This window comes from Dysgonomonas sp. HGC4 (genome assembly GCF_001261715.1).
Lineage (GTDB): Bacteria > Bacteroidota > Bacteroidia > Bacteroidales > Dysgonomonadaceae > Dysgonomonas_A.
The window spans coordinates 1-17,731 of sequence record NZ_CVRU01000105.1 but is presented as its reverse complement, the minus strand read 5'-3'; the positions used below and the strand labels follow the sequence as shown (position 1 = coordinate 17,731).

General features: G+C 35.5%; 15 protein-coding genes and 3 tRNA genes. 7 read left to right on the top strand and 11 right to left on the bottom strand.

Annotation, left to right across the window (positions count from 1 at the left end):
- Window positions 1-256: 256 nt before the first annotated feature.
- A complete protein-coding gene (bglX, locus tag HGC4_RS10685; protein ID WP_050710125.1) occupies window positions 257-2,491 on the top strand; it encodes a beta-glucosidase BglX in 2,235 nt (744 codons plus the stop codon).
- Window positions 2,492-2,556: 65 nt separating this feature from the next.
- Here the strand turns inward: bglX and HGC4_RS10680 are convergent.
- Window positions 2,557-2,630 (bottom strand) — tRNA-Asn (locus tag HGC4_RS10680).
- Window positions 2,631-2,663: 33 nt separating this feature from the next.
- Window positions 2,664-2,737 (bottom strand) — tRNA-Asn (locus tag HGC4_RS10675).
- Window positions 2,738-2,827: 90 nt separating this feature from the next.
- Here HGC4_RS10675 and HGC4_RS10670 point away from each other — a divergent pair.
- The gene (locus HGC4_RS10670; RefSeq protein WP_050710124.1) at window positions 2,828-3,805 is read left to right on the top strand and encodes an adenosine kinase; all 978 of its coding nucleotides are present in this window, start codon (window positions 2,828-2,830) and stop codon (window positions 3,803-3,805) included.
- Window positions 3,806-4,035: 230 nt separating this feature from the next.
- Here HGC4_RS10670 and rmuC read toward each other — a convergent pair whose 3' ends face one another.
- Complete coding sequence (gene rmuC, locus HGC4_RS10665) at window positions 4,036-5,289, bottom strand: DNA recombination protein RmuC (protein WP_050710123.1); 1,254 nt, start codon at window positions 5,287-5,289, stop codon at window positions 4,036-4,038.
- Window positions 5,290-5,403: 114 nt separating this feature from the next.
- On the opposite strand from rmuC, the gene HGC4_RS10660 reads away from it, so the two are divergent.
- The 3 genes from HGC4_RS10660 (at window position 5,404) to HGC4_RS10650 (ending at window position 7,352) form a co-directional block, all read left to right on the top strand.
- Window positions 5,404-5,745 carry a hypothetical protein gene (locus HGC4_RS10660; RefSeq protein ID WP_050710122.1) on the top strand — a complete coding sequence of 114 codons (342 nt, stop codon included), beginning with the start codon at window positions 5,404-5,406 and terminating at the stop codon, window positions 5,743-5,745.
- A gap of 119 nt (window positions 5,746-5,864) precedes the next feature.
- On the top strand, window positions 5,865-6,713 hold the full coding sequence (locus tag HGC4_RS10655; protein WP_082204149.1) for a bifunctional methionine sulfoxide reductase B/A protein: 849 nt from the start codon (window positions 5,865-5,867) through the stop codon (window positions 6,711-6,713).
- Between the two features lie 129 nt (window positions 6,714-6,842).
- A complete protein-coding gene (locus HGC4_RS10650; RefSeq protein ID WP_050710120.1) occupies window positions 6,843-7,352 on the top strand; it encodes a DUF5606 family protein in 510 nt (169 codons plus the stop codon).
- Between the two features lie 87 nt (window positions 7,353-7,439).
- On the opposite strand, the gene HGC4_RS10645 is transcribed toward HGC4_RS10650, so the two are convergent.
- From HGC4_RS10645 to HGC4_RS10635, 3 genes are all read right to left on the bottom strand, one after another.
- Window positions 7,440-8,030, bottom strand: coding sequence for a class I SAM-dependent methyltransferase (locus tag HGC4_RS10645; RefSeq protein ID WP_050710119.1), 591 nt, complete (start codon window positions 8,028-8,030; stop codon window positions 7,440-7,442).
- A 77-nt stretch (window positions 8,031-8,107) separates the two neighbouring features.
- Window positions 8,108-8,407 carry a hypothetical protein gene (locus HGC4_RS10640; protein ID WP_050710118.1) on the bottom strand — a complete coding sequence of 100 codons (300 nt, stop codon included), beginning with the start codon at window positions 8,405-8,407 and terminating at the stop codon, window positions 8,108-8,110.
- Window positions 8,408-8,551: 144 nt separating this feature from the next.
- Window positions 8,552-9,754, bottom strand: coding sequence for an MFS transporter (locus HGC4_RS10635; protein WP_050710117.1), 1,203 nt, complete (start codon window positions 9,752-9,754; stop codon window positions 8,552-8,554).
- Window positions 9,755-9,900: 146 nt separating this feature from the next.
- Here HGC4_RS10635 and HGC4_RS10630 point away from each other — a divergent pair, with 146 nt between their 5' ends.
- Entirely contained in the window at window positions 9,901-10,863 is a 963-nt protein-coding gene (locus HGC4_RS10630) for a helix-turn-helix domain-containing protein (protein WP_255349829.1), read from the top strand.
- A 151-nt stretch (window positions 10,864-11,014) separates the two neighbouring features.
- Here the strand turns inward: HGC4_RS10630 and HGC4_RS10625 are convergent.
- Window positions 11,015-11,101: transfer RNA gene (locus tag HGC4_RS10625), tRNA-Ser, on the bottom strand.
- A 250-nt stretch (window positions 11,102-11,351) separates the two neighbouring features.
- On the opposite strand from HGC4_RS10625, the gene mltG reads away from it, so the two are divergent.
- Window positions 11,352-12,383, top strand: coding sequence for an endolytic transglycosylase MltG (gene mltG / locus HGC4_RS10620; RefSeq protein ID WP_050710115.1), 1,032 nt, complete (start codon window positions 11,352-11,354; stop codon window positions 12,381-12,383).
- Between the two features lie 85 nt (window positions 12,384-12,468).
- On the opposite strand, the gene HGC4_RS10615 is transcribed toward mltG, so the two are convergent.
- The 4 genes from HGC4_RS10615 to HGC4_RS10600 form a co-directional block, all read right to left on the bottom strand.
- Complete coding sequence (locus HGC4_RS10615; protein WP_050710114.1) at window positions 12,469-13,881, bottom strand: undecaprenyl-phosphate glucose phosphotransferase; 1,413 nt, start codon at window positions 13,879-13,881, stop codon at window positions 12,469-12,471.
- 83 nt (window positions 13,882-13,964) lie between these two features.
- A complete protein-coding gene (locus HGC4_RS10610; protein ID WP_050710113.1) occupies window positions 13,965-14,855 on the bottom strand; it encodes a CPBP family intramembrane glutamic endopeptidase in 891 nt (296 codons plus the stop codon).
- Window positions 14,856-15,019: 164 nt separating this feature from the next.
- Window positions 15,020-15,874, bottom strand: a complete 855-nt coding sequence (locus HGC4_RS10605) for an N-acetylmuramoyl-L-alanine amidase-like domain-containing protein (protein ID WP_082204147.1) — start codon at window positions 15,872-15,874, stop codon at window positions 15,020-15,022.
- A 75-nt stretch (window positions 15,875-15,949) separates the two neighbouring features.
- Window positions 15,950-17,617, bottom strand: coding sequence for a formate--tetrahydrofolate ligase (locus HGC4_RS10600; protein ID WP_050710111.1), 1,668 nt, complete (start codon window positions 17,615-17,617; stop codon window positions 15,950-15,952).
- Between the last annotated feature and the right edge of the window lie 114 nt (window positions 17,618-17,731).

Genomic DNA, 17,731 nt, shown 5'->3' with positions numbered 1-17,731 from the left:
TATAGAATGAGTATGTAAATATACAGTTTTTAGATAATATGGTGTGTTAAATTAAGAAATGGGTTTTAATTTACAGTCTTAGGCCATTTTATAGTTTTTGGTAAGCGTAATAGCAGCTGATAGTTATAATTCTGAAATACGATATTAAATCTTTATTTTACTTATTTTAGGTTAGTGTTATTATGACAAATAATCAATATATTTGAAGATTGAATAACCAGCAAGATAATTTACACTTTATAAAATATTAATATCAATGAAAAAAACATTCCTAACCGCTTTTATTACGGCGTCGGCTGTTTTAAGCCTGACAGCTCAAAATCCTGCGATAGACAAGCGAGTAGATGATTTGCTTAAGCAAATGACTCTCGAAGAAAAAGTAGGACAATTGAATCAATACACCGGAGATTGGTCGTCGGCTACCGGACCGATAACGAAAGATGGAGATAAACAAAACCAGATTCGTACAGGGCAGATAGGGTCTATGCTGAATGTAAAAGGTGTGGCTCACACTCGTCAATGTCAGGAAATGGCAATGCAATCGAGATTGAAAATTCCTTTGCTTTTCGGACAAGATGTAATACATGGTTATAAAACTACTTTTCCTATTCCATTGGCGGAGGCTGCCAGTTGGGATTTGGATGCTATTGAACTAGGAGCACGCATTGCTGCCATAGAGGCTGCTGCAAGTGGTATTCATTGGACATTTGCTCCGATGGTCGATATAGGTAGAGATCCTCGTTGGGGGCGTGTGATGGAGGGTGCAGGAGAAGATCCTTATTTGGGTTCTTTGATTGCAACAGCCAGAGTAAAAGGTTTTCAGGGAGAAAAACTAGGTGATATAACAAGCGTAATGGCTTGTGCCAAACACTTTGCTGCTTATGGAGCTGCTGTTGGAGGACGTGATTATAACTCGGTTGATATGAGTGAGCGTATGCTTTGGGAAGTGTATTTACCTCCTTTCAAGGCTGCTTTAGATGCAGGTGCTGCCACTTTTATGAATTCTTTTAATGATCTGAATGGTATTCCGGCAACAGGAAGTGTATTTCTGCAACGTGATATCTTGAAAGGACTATGGGGCTTTAAAGGCTTCGTGGTGTCTGATTGGGGATCTATTGGCGAGATGGTACAGCATGGTTTTGTGAAAGATGGAAAAGATGCTGCTTTAGCTGCTATTGTTGCAGGAAGTGATATGGATATGGAAAGCAGATGTTATAAAAATAACTTAGCAGACCTTGTGAAAGAAAATAAAGTAGATATTGCTTTGGTTGATGATGCTGTAAGACGTATTCTGTATAAGAAATTCGAAATGGGATTATTTGAAGATCCTTATAAATACAGTAATGTTAAGAGACAAGAGGCTGCTATGAATAATCCCGAGCATACTAAAGCTGCACGCGAGATAGGGGCTAAAAGTATTGTATTGCTGAAAAACGAAAATAATGTTTTGCCACTATCTAAAGAAACTAAAACAATTGCTTTTATAGGACCTTTGGTAAAAGAGTATAAAGAAAATCTTGGTTTCTGGTCGGTAGAATTAGATGAGGTAGACTACGATAAGTTTATTGTATCGCAATGGGATGGACTACAAAACAAAGTTGGTAAAACATCTAAATTGCTTTATGCTAAAGGTTGCGAAATAGAAGGTGATGATAAAAGCGGATTTGCTGAGGCTATTTCAATAGCTAATCAGGCAGATGTGGTGATATTAAGCATCGGCGAAAAACGTGATATGAGTGGAGAGGCAAAAAGCCGCAGTGATATAAGCTTACCTGGTGTTCAAGAGGAATTAGTAAAAGCCATTCAAGCAATAGGAAAACCGGTTGTAGTTTTAATTAATGCAGGTCGTCCATTGGTGTTTAATTGGACTGCAGATAATGTACCTGCTATTCTTTACACATGGTGGTTAGGTTCGGAAGCAGGAAACTCTATTGCGGATGTATTATTTGGTGATGTAAACCCTTCTGCAAAATTGCCTATGACTTTCCCTAGATCAGTTGGGCAGATTCCAATTTATCACAGCTATTTCAATACAGGTAGACCTGCTAAGAACGAAAATGATTTGAATTATGTTTCTGCTTATATTGATTTGCCAAATAGTCCTAAGTTTCCATTTGGATATGGTTTGAGCTATACTACATTCGGATATTCAGATTTGAAACTTTCGAAGAAACAAATCAATAAAGGTGAGACTATTGAGGTTACTGCACGCATAACTAATACAGGAAAGTATGCAGGCGAAGAGGTAGTTCAGTTGTATTTGAGAGATAAAGTAGGCTCGGTTGTAAGACCGGTAAAAGAACTTAAAGGTTTTGAGAAAATAAAGCTGAACGCGGGCGAAAGTAAAGTTGTGACTTTTGTTATTGATAATGAAAAGCTATCTTTTTACAATCAAAAATTAGAATTTGATTCAGAACCGGGTGAATTTGATCTTATGATCGGTTCTTCGGCGGAAGATATTCGTTTGAAATCTGAGTTCGAATTACTCTGATTGATGAGGTTTGAGATCTTAATAACAAAAAAAGTCTGAAGAATATTCTTCAGACTTTTTTTCTGCTCTCCCTCTTGGACTTGAACCAAGGACCCTCTGATTAACAGTCAGATGCTCTAACCAACTGAGCTAAGGAAGAGTGTAAACTCTCGGATAATTTTAACAAAAAAAGCTCTCCCTCTTGGACTTGAACCAAGGACCCTCTGATTAACAGTCAGATGCTCTAACCAACTGAGCTAAGGAAGAATATTTTTTTAGTGCTTTTCTCCAAAAGCGTAGCAAAAGTAGAGCTTATTTCCGAATTATGCAATATCTTTGCATGAAAATTTAATAAAAATGAAAGTATTAGGAATGGGAAACGCCCTAGTGGACGTTTTGGCCTTGATAGACAACGATATTCTACTTGAAGAATTAGAGCTTCCAAAAGGGAGTATGCAGTTAATTGACGAAGTAAAAAAGGAATCTTTGCATCTTGCTATAGCAGACAGAGAGAAATTTGTGGCTTCGGGAGGTTCGGCTTCCAATACAATTAATGGTCTTGCACGTTTAGATATTGCTACGGGTTTTATCGGACGAGTAGGTAAAGATTTTTACGGAACCTATTATAAACACGATCTTGATAAATGTAAAGTAACATCACACTTGATTATAACAGATGATGAGGCTTCGGGTATTGCAACAACTTTTGTTTCGAAAGACGGGCAACGTACATTTGGAACATTCTTAGGAGCAGCAGCAGGATTAACAGCGGAAGATCTTAATGAATCGGATTTTGTTGGTTACGACTACTTTTATATTGAAGGATATTTAGTGCAAAATCTGGATTTGATTCGTAAGGCTATAACATTAGCTAAGAATGCAGGTTTAAAGGTGGTGCTTGATATGGCAAGTTATAATGTCGTAGAAGCTAGCCGAGATTTTCTACTTGAGATTATCCCTGACTATATTGATATCGTTTTTGCTAATGAAGAAGAGGCACGAGCCTTATTTGATGTTGAAGCCGAGGTCGCATTGGATATGATTGCCAAAGATGTAGAAATTGCCATCGTGAAAGTAGGAGAAAAGGGTTCATGGATAAAGAGAGGTGACGAAAAAGTATTTGTACCTGCCCTTAAAGTGAATTGTATTGATACTACGGGTGCAGGAGATTTATATGCAGCCGGATTTTTATATGGTTTGATTAAAAATCGGACATTAGCAGAGAGTGGAAAGATAGGAACTTTGCTTGCCGGAAATGTAATACAGATAGTAGGTCCAAAAATGGATGATGCTAAATGGGATGAATTGATTGCAGAGTTGGCTAAGGCTAAGTAAGCTTAAATAAATAAATTTATATAGAAGGGAGGAAGTAATTTTCTCCTTTTTTTGTGTCTGAAAAAAGGAAACGTTATAAAGCAAAAAAAGGTTGTCATCACGACAACCAATCTTCATTGTTAACCTTAAATCTAATACCATGAAAAACACAGTACAAATATAAGGGGTTTTATGTTATAAAACATACTTCTATATCATTATTTTATCGCGATTAATATTATTTAACGATTTTAGGTGTTTGGAAGCTCTTTTTGAGGCTTTATACCTAGCTCCTTTAACATTTCTGCTTGTCTTATTAAGTTTCCATTACCATCTTTTAGCTGAATGAAGGCTTTATCGTAACTTTTTTGAGTACGGTCTATGTTTTTACCAACCTCTTGTAAGGTTTCAACAAATCCTGCAAACTTATCATACAGAATAGCACCTCGTTTGGCTATCTCTTGCGCATTACGGCTTTGAGCCTCTCTTTTCCATAAGTCAGCTACCACTTTCAGGGATGCAATAAGGTTAGTAGGGCTAATTAACAAGATACGTTTGCGGTATGCATAATCCCAAAGGCCCGAATCTAATTGCATGGCAAGAATGTAAGCTGGTTCGTTTGGTATAAACATCATGACGAAATCTAACGACTCTATGTAATCTTGATAGGCTTTACTGCTAAGCTCGTCAATATGCTTTTTAATAGAGATAATATGCTCCTTTTCCGATATTATTCTGGCTTCATCTGTATCGGCTTCTACGTATCTAATGTAACCATTTAGTGAGACCTTCGAGTCAATTACTATTTTACGTCCTCCCGGATATAGGATGACAATATCAGGTTGAAGGGCTTTGTTCTCGCTATTCAGTATTTTTTGTCCGTTCTCGTCGGTGAGCATATCCTGAGAGAAATATTCTTCGCCTTTCTTTAATCCCGATTTTTCGAGGATAGACTCTAATATCATTTCTCCCCAGTTTCCTTGTATTTTGTTATTTCCTTTTAGAGCTTTGGTCAGATTGTTGGCATCTTCGCTTATTTGGTGATTGAGTACTACAAGTTCGCGGATGCGTTCTTCAAGCGAAAATCTTTGTTTAGATTCTTTGTCGTATGTTTCTTCGACTTTGGTTTTGAATTCAGATAATTTTTCGCCTAAAGGTTTTAAGATAGATTCCATATTCAGTCTATTGATATCAGTAAAACGACTCGATTTTTCTTCGAGTATCTTATTTGCTAATATCTGAAAATCTTTGTTTAGTTGTTCCCTGGCATTTAAGAGCTCGGTTTGCTGGTGTCTTAGTTGTTCTTCTTTGCTTTGAAGATTGGCTTTTAGGTTTGCTGATTCGTGTACTGCTTCGAGCTGCTTAGTTTGTAGATTTCCAATCTCCGATTTGAGACGTTGGTTTTCTTTCTTCAATTCCTCAGATTGTTGTTTTCCAGAGGAATATATCCACCAGATAATAAAAATAGAAAAAACTAAAATTATTGCGATATAAATAAACTCCATGGCATCTTTTTTGTTCTAATGTATGATGTTGAAAATTATATGTAAAAGTAATAAATAGGTCTGAGACCTTAAAGATACTTTATTGTGATTACTTTTGTGTGAAAATAGTCGTAGATGAAGATTTATTATAGTAAGCATTTTCCTCCTAAAGGCTTTGCAGCAATTAACCTGTTTGGTGTTATAATTGGTCGCAAAGAATATGGGGATTTATCGAAATCCGAATTGAATCATGAAAAAATCCATTCGAGACAAATCATTGAGATGTTGTGGGTGTTTTTTTACTTACTTTACTTCGTAGAATGGCTTATTCGATTGGTTCAGTATCGAGATAGTCTTACAGCCTATTATAATATTTCTTTTGAGAGAGAAGCGTATAGTAACGATAAGAATTTAAATTATTTAGAAAGTAGAAAATGGTATGCATTTGTAAATTATTTTTATAAAAAAGAAAGGTAGGTAAAGAGATGCTAACTTATAAGCGTTATACTATTATTAAATATTTAATTGCGATGGCTTGCTTCCTTACAGTGCAAGTTTCATGTGCGCAGAAAACAGAAAATTTTAAACCAAAAGACATGAAATATAACGAACTTACTCCTGAAGAGGAGCGTGTGATTGTATATAAAGGAACAGAATATCCTTATACAGGAGAATATGTAAACAATAAACAGTCGGGAACATATGTCTGTAAAAGATGTGATGCCCCATTGTATAAATCGGCAGACAAATTTGACTCACATTGTGGCTGGCCTTCTTTTGATGATGAAATTCAGGGAGCAGTAAAACGGGTTCCTGATGCTGATGGTTCGCGTACAGAGATTATCTGTACCAACTGTGGAGCACATCTGGGGCATGTTTTTCTTGGAGAGGGTTTTACAGACAAGGAAACACGTCATTGTGTGAACTCTATTTCATTGAAATTTATTCCGGATGTAAATAAGAATATCCACAAGGCTTATTTTGCGTCGGGCTGTTTTTGGGGAACTGAGTATTATTTTATGAAAGTCAAAGGTGTAAAACATACGACTGTTGGCTTTATGGGTGGTCATGTTGATAATCCTACTTATGAACAAGTTTGTCAAAAAAATACGGGACATCTTGAATTAACAGAGGTGGAGTATGATACAAAACAGACTAATTATGATGAAATGGTGAAGTTGTTCTTCGAGACTCACGATTTTACTCAAACTAATGGGCAAGGACCCGATATAGGACCTCAGTATCTTTCATGTATATTTTATAGTACCGAAGAGGAGAAAAAAATAGCAGAAAAATATATTGCTATCCTTGAAAGCAAAGGCTTTAAGGTGGCTACGATGTTGAAGCCTGTATCTACTTTCTGGAAGGCAGAAGATTATCATCAACAATATTATGAGCATAAAGGATCGACACCCTATTGCCATTCGTATAAAAAAATATTTTAATAATTAATTAATATATAGATACTTAACTTTTTTGTTTGGCTATGGTGTTTTTATATTACAACAATCCCATTATTTTTGTGATTCGTTAAATGTATAATAGGTCAAACGATAAAACTAAAAATAAAGATTATGTTGAAAACTATTTTATCTGTATCCGGTAAACCGGGGTTATTTAGACTCGTGTCAAATGCTAAGAATATGGTCATTGTTGAGTCATTAACAGATAAAAGAAGACTTCCTATCTATGCAAGAGATAAGGTTGTTTCTTTGGGTGATATTGCAATGTATACAGATGAGGGCGAAGTTCCTTTGAGTGAAGTTTTGACTAAAATTCAAGCAAAAGAAAACGGAGCACAAGCTTCGGTAGCTACAAACTCAAAACCAGATGTATTAAAAAAATATTTCGCAGAGATTCTTCCTACTTATGACAGAGAAAGAGTTTATGATACTGACATCAAGAAATTGATTAGTTGGTATAACTTACTGTCGGCAGCAGGAATAGCTTTTGTTAGTGAAGAAGAGATTGCTGCTCCTGAAGAAGTTACAGAAGAGGCACCTGCAACAACTGAGGTTAAAGAAGAGGCTGCTCAAGAAGAAAAGCCAAAACGTAAGCCAAGAGCAAAGAAAGAAGATAAATAATCTTTCAGAATTTAAAATAAAAGAAATCGCTGTCTAAGTTTTAGATGGCGATTTTTTTTTGTTAGATATAAGAGATGAAAAGTATTTTTATTTCCGTATGAGCCAATACCAGTGAGATGCTACAAATACGACACGTCTTCGGCTACGCTGTGACTTTTGTAATTGAAAATTGTTACTAAATATATCACTTATATACTCGGGTGTTAGTTTCATATTGCTAGGAGATTCATCTAATGCCCAGATCAAATGTGTAGCACCTGGTTTTAATAACCGATATACTTCTTTTACATAGTTTTGCTGAGCTTCCTTGTTGAGGCAGTGGAAACATCCAATGTCAAAAGAGACATCAAAAGGTTCGGAAAGTATTTCCAGATTAGTAACATCTCCTACTAAGTAAGTGGGTTTGTTTCTCTCATTCGCAACCCGTTTATTTGCTTTTTCAATAGCGACAGTTGAATAGTCTACTCCTGTTGCTTGTATTTTCTGATTAGCCATGAATTTAGAAAAGCGACCGAGTCCACAACCCAACTCTAATGAAGTTTGAGGCTTGTTTGTTTCTATAAGCCTTTTTAATTCTGAGGGTATGCGTGTATCAGTCCACATCCAATGAGATAAAGAACTATATGCTTTATCAAACTCCATATGATTAGAGGGAGGTCCAATTGTATTTGTTTCCATATCGAAATTGTTATTATCTAAATCCGATTGTAATGGTGTTTTACAATCGGATTTTGTGTAATTATTTTTTTGTTGTTTTATTGCCCGAAACCAAAATATCCGTGCATTGCCTGCATTTTGCTTTTGATAGCTTTTTTTCTTTCATCAATGAATGTTTGCTTTTCTTCGCTTGACATTTGCATCCATTTCTCACAACGAGCATCTATTGCTTCAACAGAAAAATGATCTTCGTGATTGTCCATGCCTTCCATGCGTTTGTTCATGAAGTCTAGTTTTTCGCTATCGGTCATTTTAGACCATTCTTCTTTGAATTTTTGTCTTGCATCTTTGTCGAAAGGGTTTCTTCCGAATCCCATCCCAAAACCTCTTGTTGTCATAATCTTTTCAGTTTTATATTTTATAATCTATTTTTCTTACGGAGAGCTCTCTATTTATATTGACGACTGAGGTGAAAAAATATTTTAAGAAATAATGAAAATGATATTTTATTAATCATATTATTCTTCATCGGTTATTGTTGTTTATGCTTTGTGTAAGTCTTGTGTAGGCAAAAGTTTTGTGTAGATAATAACTGCTCCGAGTATAATAAATGTCGCTATTGCATAAAGTATACTTGGACTGTAAAAATAAATTGCAGCTGCAATTAGTGGCACAAGCATGTTATTTGCTGATTGTAAGCTTTGGTTTACGCCCTGTAATTTTCCTTGTTTGTTTTCATTAATAGATCGCGATAATTTTCCATTATACGTTGGATCAAACAAGCCTTCGCCCGAGATTATAAATATTACAGCTAGCGAAATAATAACTACTGAGTGTAAATATATACTTGCTATAATCAATGCTAGTCCGATTCCGAAAACAATTAAACCAGTTATACCAATATTTCTTTCGCTAAAATGTTTTAATAACCAAGGCAATAAGAATGCACGCGAAATAATTTCGCAAATACCAACAAGTGTTAGCATGGTACCAATAACAGCTGGTCCCCATTTGTAAATGTCTTTGAGGAAAATGGTGAAATTGAACTGAAAAATACCTAAGGCTGCATAAAAAAGTATTCCCAATATGAGTAATGATTTAATGTCTTTGAGGCTGAATATATCTTTAAAATGTGAGAAGACATTGAAACTGTCAATGCTTAAGTGTTTAGTCCTTTTCTCAGGGGTTAAAGATTCGGGTAACAAAAAGTAGACAGCTAAGCTGGATAGAAATATTAATCCCGCAGTAAGAAAGACTGGTAATGCAAGGTTTATGCTTCCCAATAATCCGCCCAATGCAGGGCCTCCCAACTTTCCTATTCCCATAGCAGCACCAATATAGCCAAACCATTTAGCACGTTCCTCAGGCTTAGTACTATCAGAGATGTATGCAAACAGTGTACTGATATTCCCAGCGGTAAGTCCGTCGATAATCCGTCCAAGGAAAAGCACCCAGAGTGCTCCTCCTATTCCAAACAGGATATAGCCTATAGTAGAGCCCAATAAACTAGTGATAAGAATGTTTTTTCGTCCATACCTATCACTTAGTGCACCAAGAACGGGAGATGCAAAAAATGTGCAGCCAGCAAAGACGGACATTAGTACACTCATACCCACAACGATTTTTTGAGAGGGTAGGTATTCACCCACTATAAAAGGCAAAAGGGGCAAGACTATAGACATTCCAATAGAATTCAATAATACAATCCCTATAATAATCCACAACTTATTTTTCTTCGTATTCATTTTCAATCATTATTTATTTGATACTTTATTTTCTTATCGTTAAATTCCAAAGAAACCTATCATGTTAATTGATAATGCGAAATTAATAGGTGTTATGAAGATAAAATAGCTATATTAGTCGTTAAAATAGTCGTAAAGGGTTTAGTGTGAAAAAAGAGAATCAGCAAACAGAATCAAGCATTCTAATGAGACTTGCTTATTTATTAGGGACGGAAGTAATAAACAGAAGACTGGAAATTCCTGAAAAATTTGGTCGCGGTTATTGTTCTGGATTTGTTTTTAATGAGCATATCCGAATGCTTGTAAGTAATTATGAGTTAAATGAGGATCTGGTTGTTGAGAACCCAGACATTGATGTTTCTAAAAGAATGATATTTTTTAAGTTTCAAAATATCTTTCCTAAAACGGAAATGTTGAAAGCTAGTAAGCAATTAGAGGCAATACCTTCTGTCTTGATTGGAACCAGTCGTGTAAATACCGATGATATTATTTCAATTCATACAAATACTGCTACTATAAATATAGAAGTGGATGCTGACTATTTGAAGGGGATATTTGATTTATCTGAAAAATCACTGGTTTTGCAGAGTTTGTTACAAAATATGCAGCCCCTATTATTCGAACAAATGATTTATCCTTCTTTACAAAAAATTGTAGATGAGATTGTAAATGAATCGGTTGACGAAACTTTTAAATTATTTTTTCTTAGAATAAAATCAGAAGAGTTAATTTGTAGATTGTTAATGGAGCTGGAAAAGCGAGATGAGAAACACCTTTATGCTTTAAATGGTCATGATGTGCAGACTATCTACAAAGTAAAAGAACAAATGCTTGAGCACCTCGAAATTCCCCCAGTTATTAGAGAATTGGCAGAAGGAGCTAATATGAGCCCAACCAAACTGAAACGTTTATTTAAGCAGATTTTCGGTAATAGTATTTTTAATTATTATCAAGGATTTAGGATGAAAGAGGCTGCCCGTTTATTGAAAGAAGAAAAGTTATCTGTATCGGATGTGGGTTATGAATTAGGTTTTACAAACTTAAGTCATTTTTCGAGAGCCTTTAAAGAACATATAGGGATGAATCCGAAGCAATATAGTCGGTCTTAAGATGAAAAGTAGTATTGATAGTTAAGTATTCCGTATGCTCAATTTTAATGCTGTGCTTCTTTTTAATGAGAGACTTAAATAGAAAAAACCCTGTAAAAGATTAATTTTACAGGGTTTCGCTTAATTTGACTTTCTTAAGTCTTCGCTTTTGCGGAAGCGGGGGGATTCGAACCCCCGGTACAGTTACCCGTACGTCAGTTTAGCAAACTGGTGGTTTCAGCCACTCACCCACACTTCCAATCAACGGTTTTCCGTAGGCAAAACTGAATTGCGATGCAAATATAGCTGTTTGTTTTGATTTATCAAGTTCACTCTCTCATTTTTTCTAAATAATATGTTTAATTTTGGCGGATATTTGAGGAAAGAAAACTACAAAATGGTTGTAGATAATTAAGTATAAGTACTTAATGAGTTATTATTCAGATATAACAAATATATTTACGGTGTTTGCAAAATAATTAAACAGGTCTACGACCTTAATTGAAAAAATGGCTAAAACTAAACGAAATGTTCTGCTTATAATCCTTGCTGTGCTAATTCTTGCAGCAGGAGGTGTTTTTGTATACATCAAGGGTTTTCTGGATGCTGAATTCAGAATAAAAGAGACTGTTTATATTTATGTGGATAAGCAAAAAAGCTTTGAAGCGGTACTTACTCAAATGGATACCACTGCCCATGTTTCGGATTTAAATGCTTTTAAACGTCTTGCTAGTTACATGAAGTATCCCGATAATATGAAGACGGGACGTTATGCAATTACTCCTGATATGAGTATACAAGAGGTTATAGGTGATTTAAAGGGAGGGCATCAGGCTCCTGTTAAATTGAAATTTAATAATATTCGCACTAAGGCTGATTTAGCTAAGCGCCTTGCGTCTCAATTGATGTTAACCGAAGAAGAGTTTATGGATGCGTTTAATAATGCAGAGATGTGCTCTAAATTGGGTTTTACGCCCGAAACAATCACGTGTATGTTTGTTCCTAATACTTATGAAGTCTATTGGGATGTAACTTTGGATAGTTTTTTGAAAAGAATGAAGGACGAATATTCGAAGTTTTGGACAAGTGAGCGTCTCGAAAAAGCAAAAGCTCAAGGGTTGACTCCTATTGAGGTGTCTATTTTGGCGTCTATTGTAGAGGAAGAATGTTACTTTTCGGATGAATATCCGGTAGTTGCAGGGCTATACCTCAATAGATTGAGAATTGGTCAACTTTTACAAGCAGATCCAACAGTGAAGTTTGCAGTAGGTGATTTTTCATTAAAACGAATCCTTTTTGAGCACTTACAAGTGGAATCACCATACAATACTTATAAGCATTTAGGGTTGCCTCCAGGACCAATTAGGGTTGCTTCAATTAAAGGTATAGATGCTGTGTTGAATGCGCAAAAGCACGATTACCTTTATATGTGTGCTAAAGAAGATTTTTCGGGTAGACACAATTTTGCTGTGACTCATGCTGAGCATGTGAGAAATGCAAATCGCTATAGGACAGCTCTTAATCAGCGAAAAATATATTAAGACTATACTCTGGCTCTTTCAAAAAAATGAAAAGTTAGAAGTGAGAATATATGGAGGTGATATTGTTTGATAATAGCAGATAGCTTTAATAAACGGTATCATCTCCTTTTAATAATTGTAGTGTTGTAACAACGATTATTTTAATATCAAGGATGAAAGACCAGTTTTCTATATACCAAACATCTCGCTTGAATCGTCCTTCCATTTGCTCGATGGTTTTTGTCTCTCCTCTGTATCCTGATATCTGAGCCCAACCTGTGATTCCCGGTTTTACCATGTGGCGAATCATAAATTTGTCTATTAGCCCATTATATAGAACGGTTTGTTTGGTCATATGTGGGCGAGGTCCTACAACTGACATGTTGCCTATCAGCGCATTGAAAAATTGAGGTAGTTCATCTATACTTGTTCGACGCATAAATGCTCCTATGGGTGTAATTCTAGGATCTGTGTGTTGTGTAGTAAGTGAATCAGATTTATCATTCAGATACATGGTTCTGAATTTATAACATGTAAACTCCTCACCTTGTAAACCGGTTCTTCGTTGTTTGAAAACGATAGGTCCGCGTGATGTAAGTTTTATTATAATTCCGAATATGAGGTAAACTATAGGGTAGATCGTGATTAGTATAATGAGTGAAAATATAATATCGAATGTCCTCTTTAGAATTCTATTATAAACCAATTGCAACGGTTCGGGTCTGATACCGATGAGAGGTATTGATTGAAGTGAGTTTAGTACTAATTTCCTTTTTATATAACCGTAAAATTCGGGTATAAGAAAGAAGCGTATCATGTTTTTTTCTGAAAAATTCACCAGGCGTAAAATAGCAGATTCTTCATTATTAGGCAGGGTGCAATAAATTTCATCTACTTTGTTTTCGATACAGAACTTATCGACCTGCGATAATGTGCCAAGATACTTAAGGGGTGAGTCGTGCTGATCGGGGTTATCGTCAAATACACCTAATGTTTTGTATCCATAATCACTCGATCGTAGTTCATTATAGACGTTTAAAGCATTATCGCCACTTCCGATAATTACAATTCGTTTATAGTTATATCCCTTACTTCGATATAGTTTCAGAATAATACGTACTATAATATGCCATAAGATATAGGATATGGAGAGTCCGAAATAGAAGATGAGCCAATCATCAAAACTGATTCTGCCAACTCCTAATAGTAGCATTCCTGCTGTAAGTAATATGAAGTAAAGAGATATAAATAAGAGACTCCGATGGACAATTTTATCAAAGAAAATAATATTCGATGATAAGTTTATCGGGACAACACTTACAACTATAAAATAGATGAGATTAATAAGTAGAAATATTTCACCCAGACGAATATCATTTATTAATAGTGTAAATGTTTCATCAGAGGAAAGGAGTTTTGCTAAGAGGATTAAGCTAACATTTATAACAATTAGATCCCCTAGTCTGATAATCCATTTTATCAGATGTCCAAAACCATCTTTTCTTTTAATAACCTCCATTAAGAGTTTGTAATGTTAAACATTCCTGCGTATATAAGCGTCTTTGATTATATACTAGCCAAAACAACAAAAAGCATGTGACGTTAGATTGTAAAGTCTTGCGGATTATTTTTCTGATATTCACGCGACAAGATAGCTAAAATAGTACCAGATAAAACAATACTTACAACTGTAGCCCATAGGGTATTGCCTACGCCGAAAGTTTCGAGCTTTTCGTATATAGGTGTATTGTGGAAGAAATGAAAAGTCAGAACTCCGATGGTATTATTAATTGCGTGAACAATTACAGGAACCCATAGATTGCCCGACCAAAGGAAAATATATCCAAGCAAAGCTCCTAGAAGTAAACGGGGAACAAAGCCGTAAAACTGAAAATGAATGAAGCTGAATATAAAAGCTGTAATCCACACAGTTACATGTCTGTTTTTACAGATTTTCTTTATAGTTTGTTGCATGGATCCTCTAAAGAAGAATTCTTCGGTAACACCTGCGGTAATAGCTATTACAAATAAATTGACTAATAGTATGATGATAGAGTTTGTTGTCAGCATTTTTTCTATTAAGGCTTGTGCTTGCTCTTCCATTGCTTTCATTATCCTTTCGAGGCCTCCCAGAGACTCAGGAAGAGTCATCAATCCATTGTAGTAGCCTGTAAAGGCTATTAACGGCTGAATTGCGAATATAAGCAGAATAGAGAGTAATAAGAATTTTACATCAATCGGTTTATTTATTTTCAGAAATCGAGGAGCCGATTTGTGAAATAAATAAGCACAGAGTAATGAAGGAATCAAGAAAATGAAGATTACCTGAACCACTTGCATGGCTTTCATGAAATCCAAAGATTGCAGAGAGTCCGTTCCTACTCCTATTAAGAGAGTGAGAACAGAAGCGATAACCAAGCCGCAAAAGCTAAAAAGACAAAGGAAAAAGAGTTGAGACCAACTGCTCATCCTTAAAAATAATTCTTTATTCATTGTTTATATTTAAGTAATCTGAAATACCTATAACTGTGTTGTCTAGTGATTTTATTATCTAATTGTTATGCTTTCTGAAGCAATAAAAAGGCTTAGATCTCACATTTAATATTATACTCTCTTTATTTATGAAACATATAAACACTCTAAATAGTTTTAGCGTCTTATTTGTCTAAGTCTGTTACACGTACAATGCTAACTCCCGTACATTTTGCAGACTTCAAGCAATAATCAGACAATGACTGGGGCTCTACAATAACTTTCATAACCCTGCTGGATGCGTGGATAAAGGTGAGCTTTGTTCCATCGTGATAAGCAATACCAATGTGTGTGTAGTCTAAACCATCAATAGTTGTTGCAAACACTACCATATCACCATTCAGAACTTGATTGCTAATTTTGTTTATATTTTCCTTCTTTACAAAGTAATATCCACCTCTGCTATTTATTTGATGTTCTGTGTCTGTGATTTTTTGTTGTAGTTCCGCATTATTATGGAGAGATTTGTAGGCATCTGTGTGAGATGACATAAAATTGATTGTCTTACTATTTAGTGTGCCTCCTAAAGCAGAACTTTTGTTTTTCAGAATTCCTTTTTTAGTATTGTCGTATATCCAGTCCGTTACATAATGTAATCGGGAAGAGTAATCCTCTATCTTGCCCTCTCTATATCGGATAATCTGCAACTGATTGCCGAAATTAGAAAATGTATAATCTCCTGTTTTAAGAGTTCTGCTAAGAGCAATACAACTTTCTACAAATGTAGTACAATCAAATTGACGTAGGTTTATTACCAGTTGTTCCGATTTATTATTATCAAGTGTAGATGCTACATACGGAGTCTCTCGAAAGAATAATGCTGTTTTTACGATCAATTCACCTATTGACAAATTCGCATCAGCTTTTAATTGATTAACGTACCTTTCGTAGATAAGCGAATCTTGTTTTGTATATACTATCCCTGCATTGGTAACGAGTACCACTGTAAGAAATAGAAACAGGATAAATACTTTTTTCATAAGAAATGGTGTATGCTAAATTATAACTGATTATGGATTTGATACTTTATCAGAACCTTAAGAAGATCTCACACCTTAGCTTAGACCGTCAATAAATCCGTCCACAATATCAATATGATTTGCTTGTGGGTTTTTGGGTAATCCGGGCATTCTCATTATAGAGCCTGCTATGGCTACAATAAATTCTGCACCGTTATTTATTACCATATCGTTAATGGTAAGAGTAAAGCCTTTTGCTACGCCATAAGCCTTTGGGTCTTCCGAAAACGAATATTGAGTTTTTGCAATACATATAGGATACTTTTCCATATCAGTCCCTTTGATCAATTGCAGTATCTTTTGTGCTTTGCCACTGAATTCAACGGATTCTGCACCATATATTTTCTTTGCTACTTTTTCAACCTTTTGTTGTATCGAATCGCTGTCCTCGTATGTAAAAGAAAGTGATTTAGATGGGTTCTCCTCAATTGTATTTACAACCAAATTTGCTAATTCTATTGCTCCTTCGCCACCTTCGGTGAAAGCGTTGTTTATAGCGAACCCTATTTTTTTTTCCTTGCAAAATTCTGTAATAATATCCAGTTCAGCTTGAGTGTCTTGTGCATATTTGTTGAAGGCTACAACTACAGTCTGACCAAATGATTGCATATTCATGATATGTTTTTCAATATTAGCCAATCCGTTTCTTAATCCTTCAATGTTTTCTTTCTTAATATCTTCTATGGCAACACCTCCGTGCATTTTCAAACCTTGTGCTGTTGCTACAATAAGGGTTAGTTTAGGAGTCAATCCGGCTTTACGGCATTTGATGTTGAAGAATTTTTCTGCGCCTAAATCTGCACCGAAACCAGCTTCCGTTACCACATAGTCTGCGTGACTCATTGCTAGTGTAGTTGCAATGATAGAATTACATCCGTGAGCTATATTTGCGAATGGGCCTCCATGTACTATGGCTGCATTATGTTCGGTAGTTTGTACCAAGTTTGGATTGATGGCATCTTTTAATAGTACTACTATAGATCCTGCAATGCCTAGGTCTTTCACCGTGAAAGGTGTATTATCATAATTGTATCCTAAAATAATTTTCTCAATACGTCTTCTTAAATCGGCAATATCTTTTGATAGGCAAAGTATTGCCATTATTTCGGATGCAGGAGTGATATCAAAGCCCGATTCGGTTGGGATGCCATTTGCTGAGCCGTGCAAGCCCGAAACTATATAGCGTAAACTTCTGTCGTTAATGTCTAACACTCTTTTCCAAAGAATTTCTTTCAATCCTTTTCCAGCAGATCGGTTCTGATATAAGTAGTTATCAAGCAAAGCCGATATCATATTGTGAGCTGAGGTAATTGCGTGAAAGTCTCCTGTGAAGTGCAGGTTGATGTCTTCCATCGGAAGTACCTGTGCGTATCCGCCTCCTGCTGCTCCTCCTTTCATGCCAAAGCAAGGTCCCAAAGAGGGTTCGCGTAAAGCAACCACTGCTTTCTTTCCTATTTTGTTTAGTCCTAAGGTAAGTCCTATTGAGACTGTTGTTTTACCAATACCTGCCTTAGTAGGTGTTATAGCGGTTACTAATATCAGATTACTTTGCTTTACCTTTTCATTGTCGATAAGTGATGCAGGCACTTTGGCCATGTACTTTCCATAGCTATGAATATTTTCATCAGCTATGTCTATCTGTTGAGCTATCTTATATATAGACTCAAGTTTGATGCTTCTGGCAATTTCAATATCTGTTTTCATAAAATAACAATAGGTATTTTTATCATGGTTTCTACAAAGATAAGTAAACTTTTAGGATGTTTTATTGTTATTCATTTGCTGTTTGTATGTTATATAAGTAACATTAAATATTTA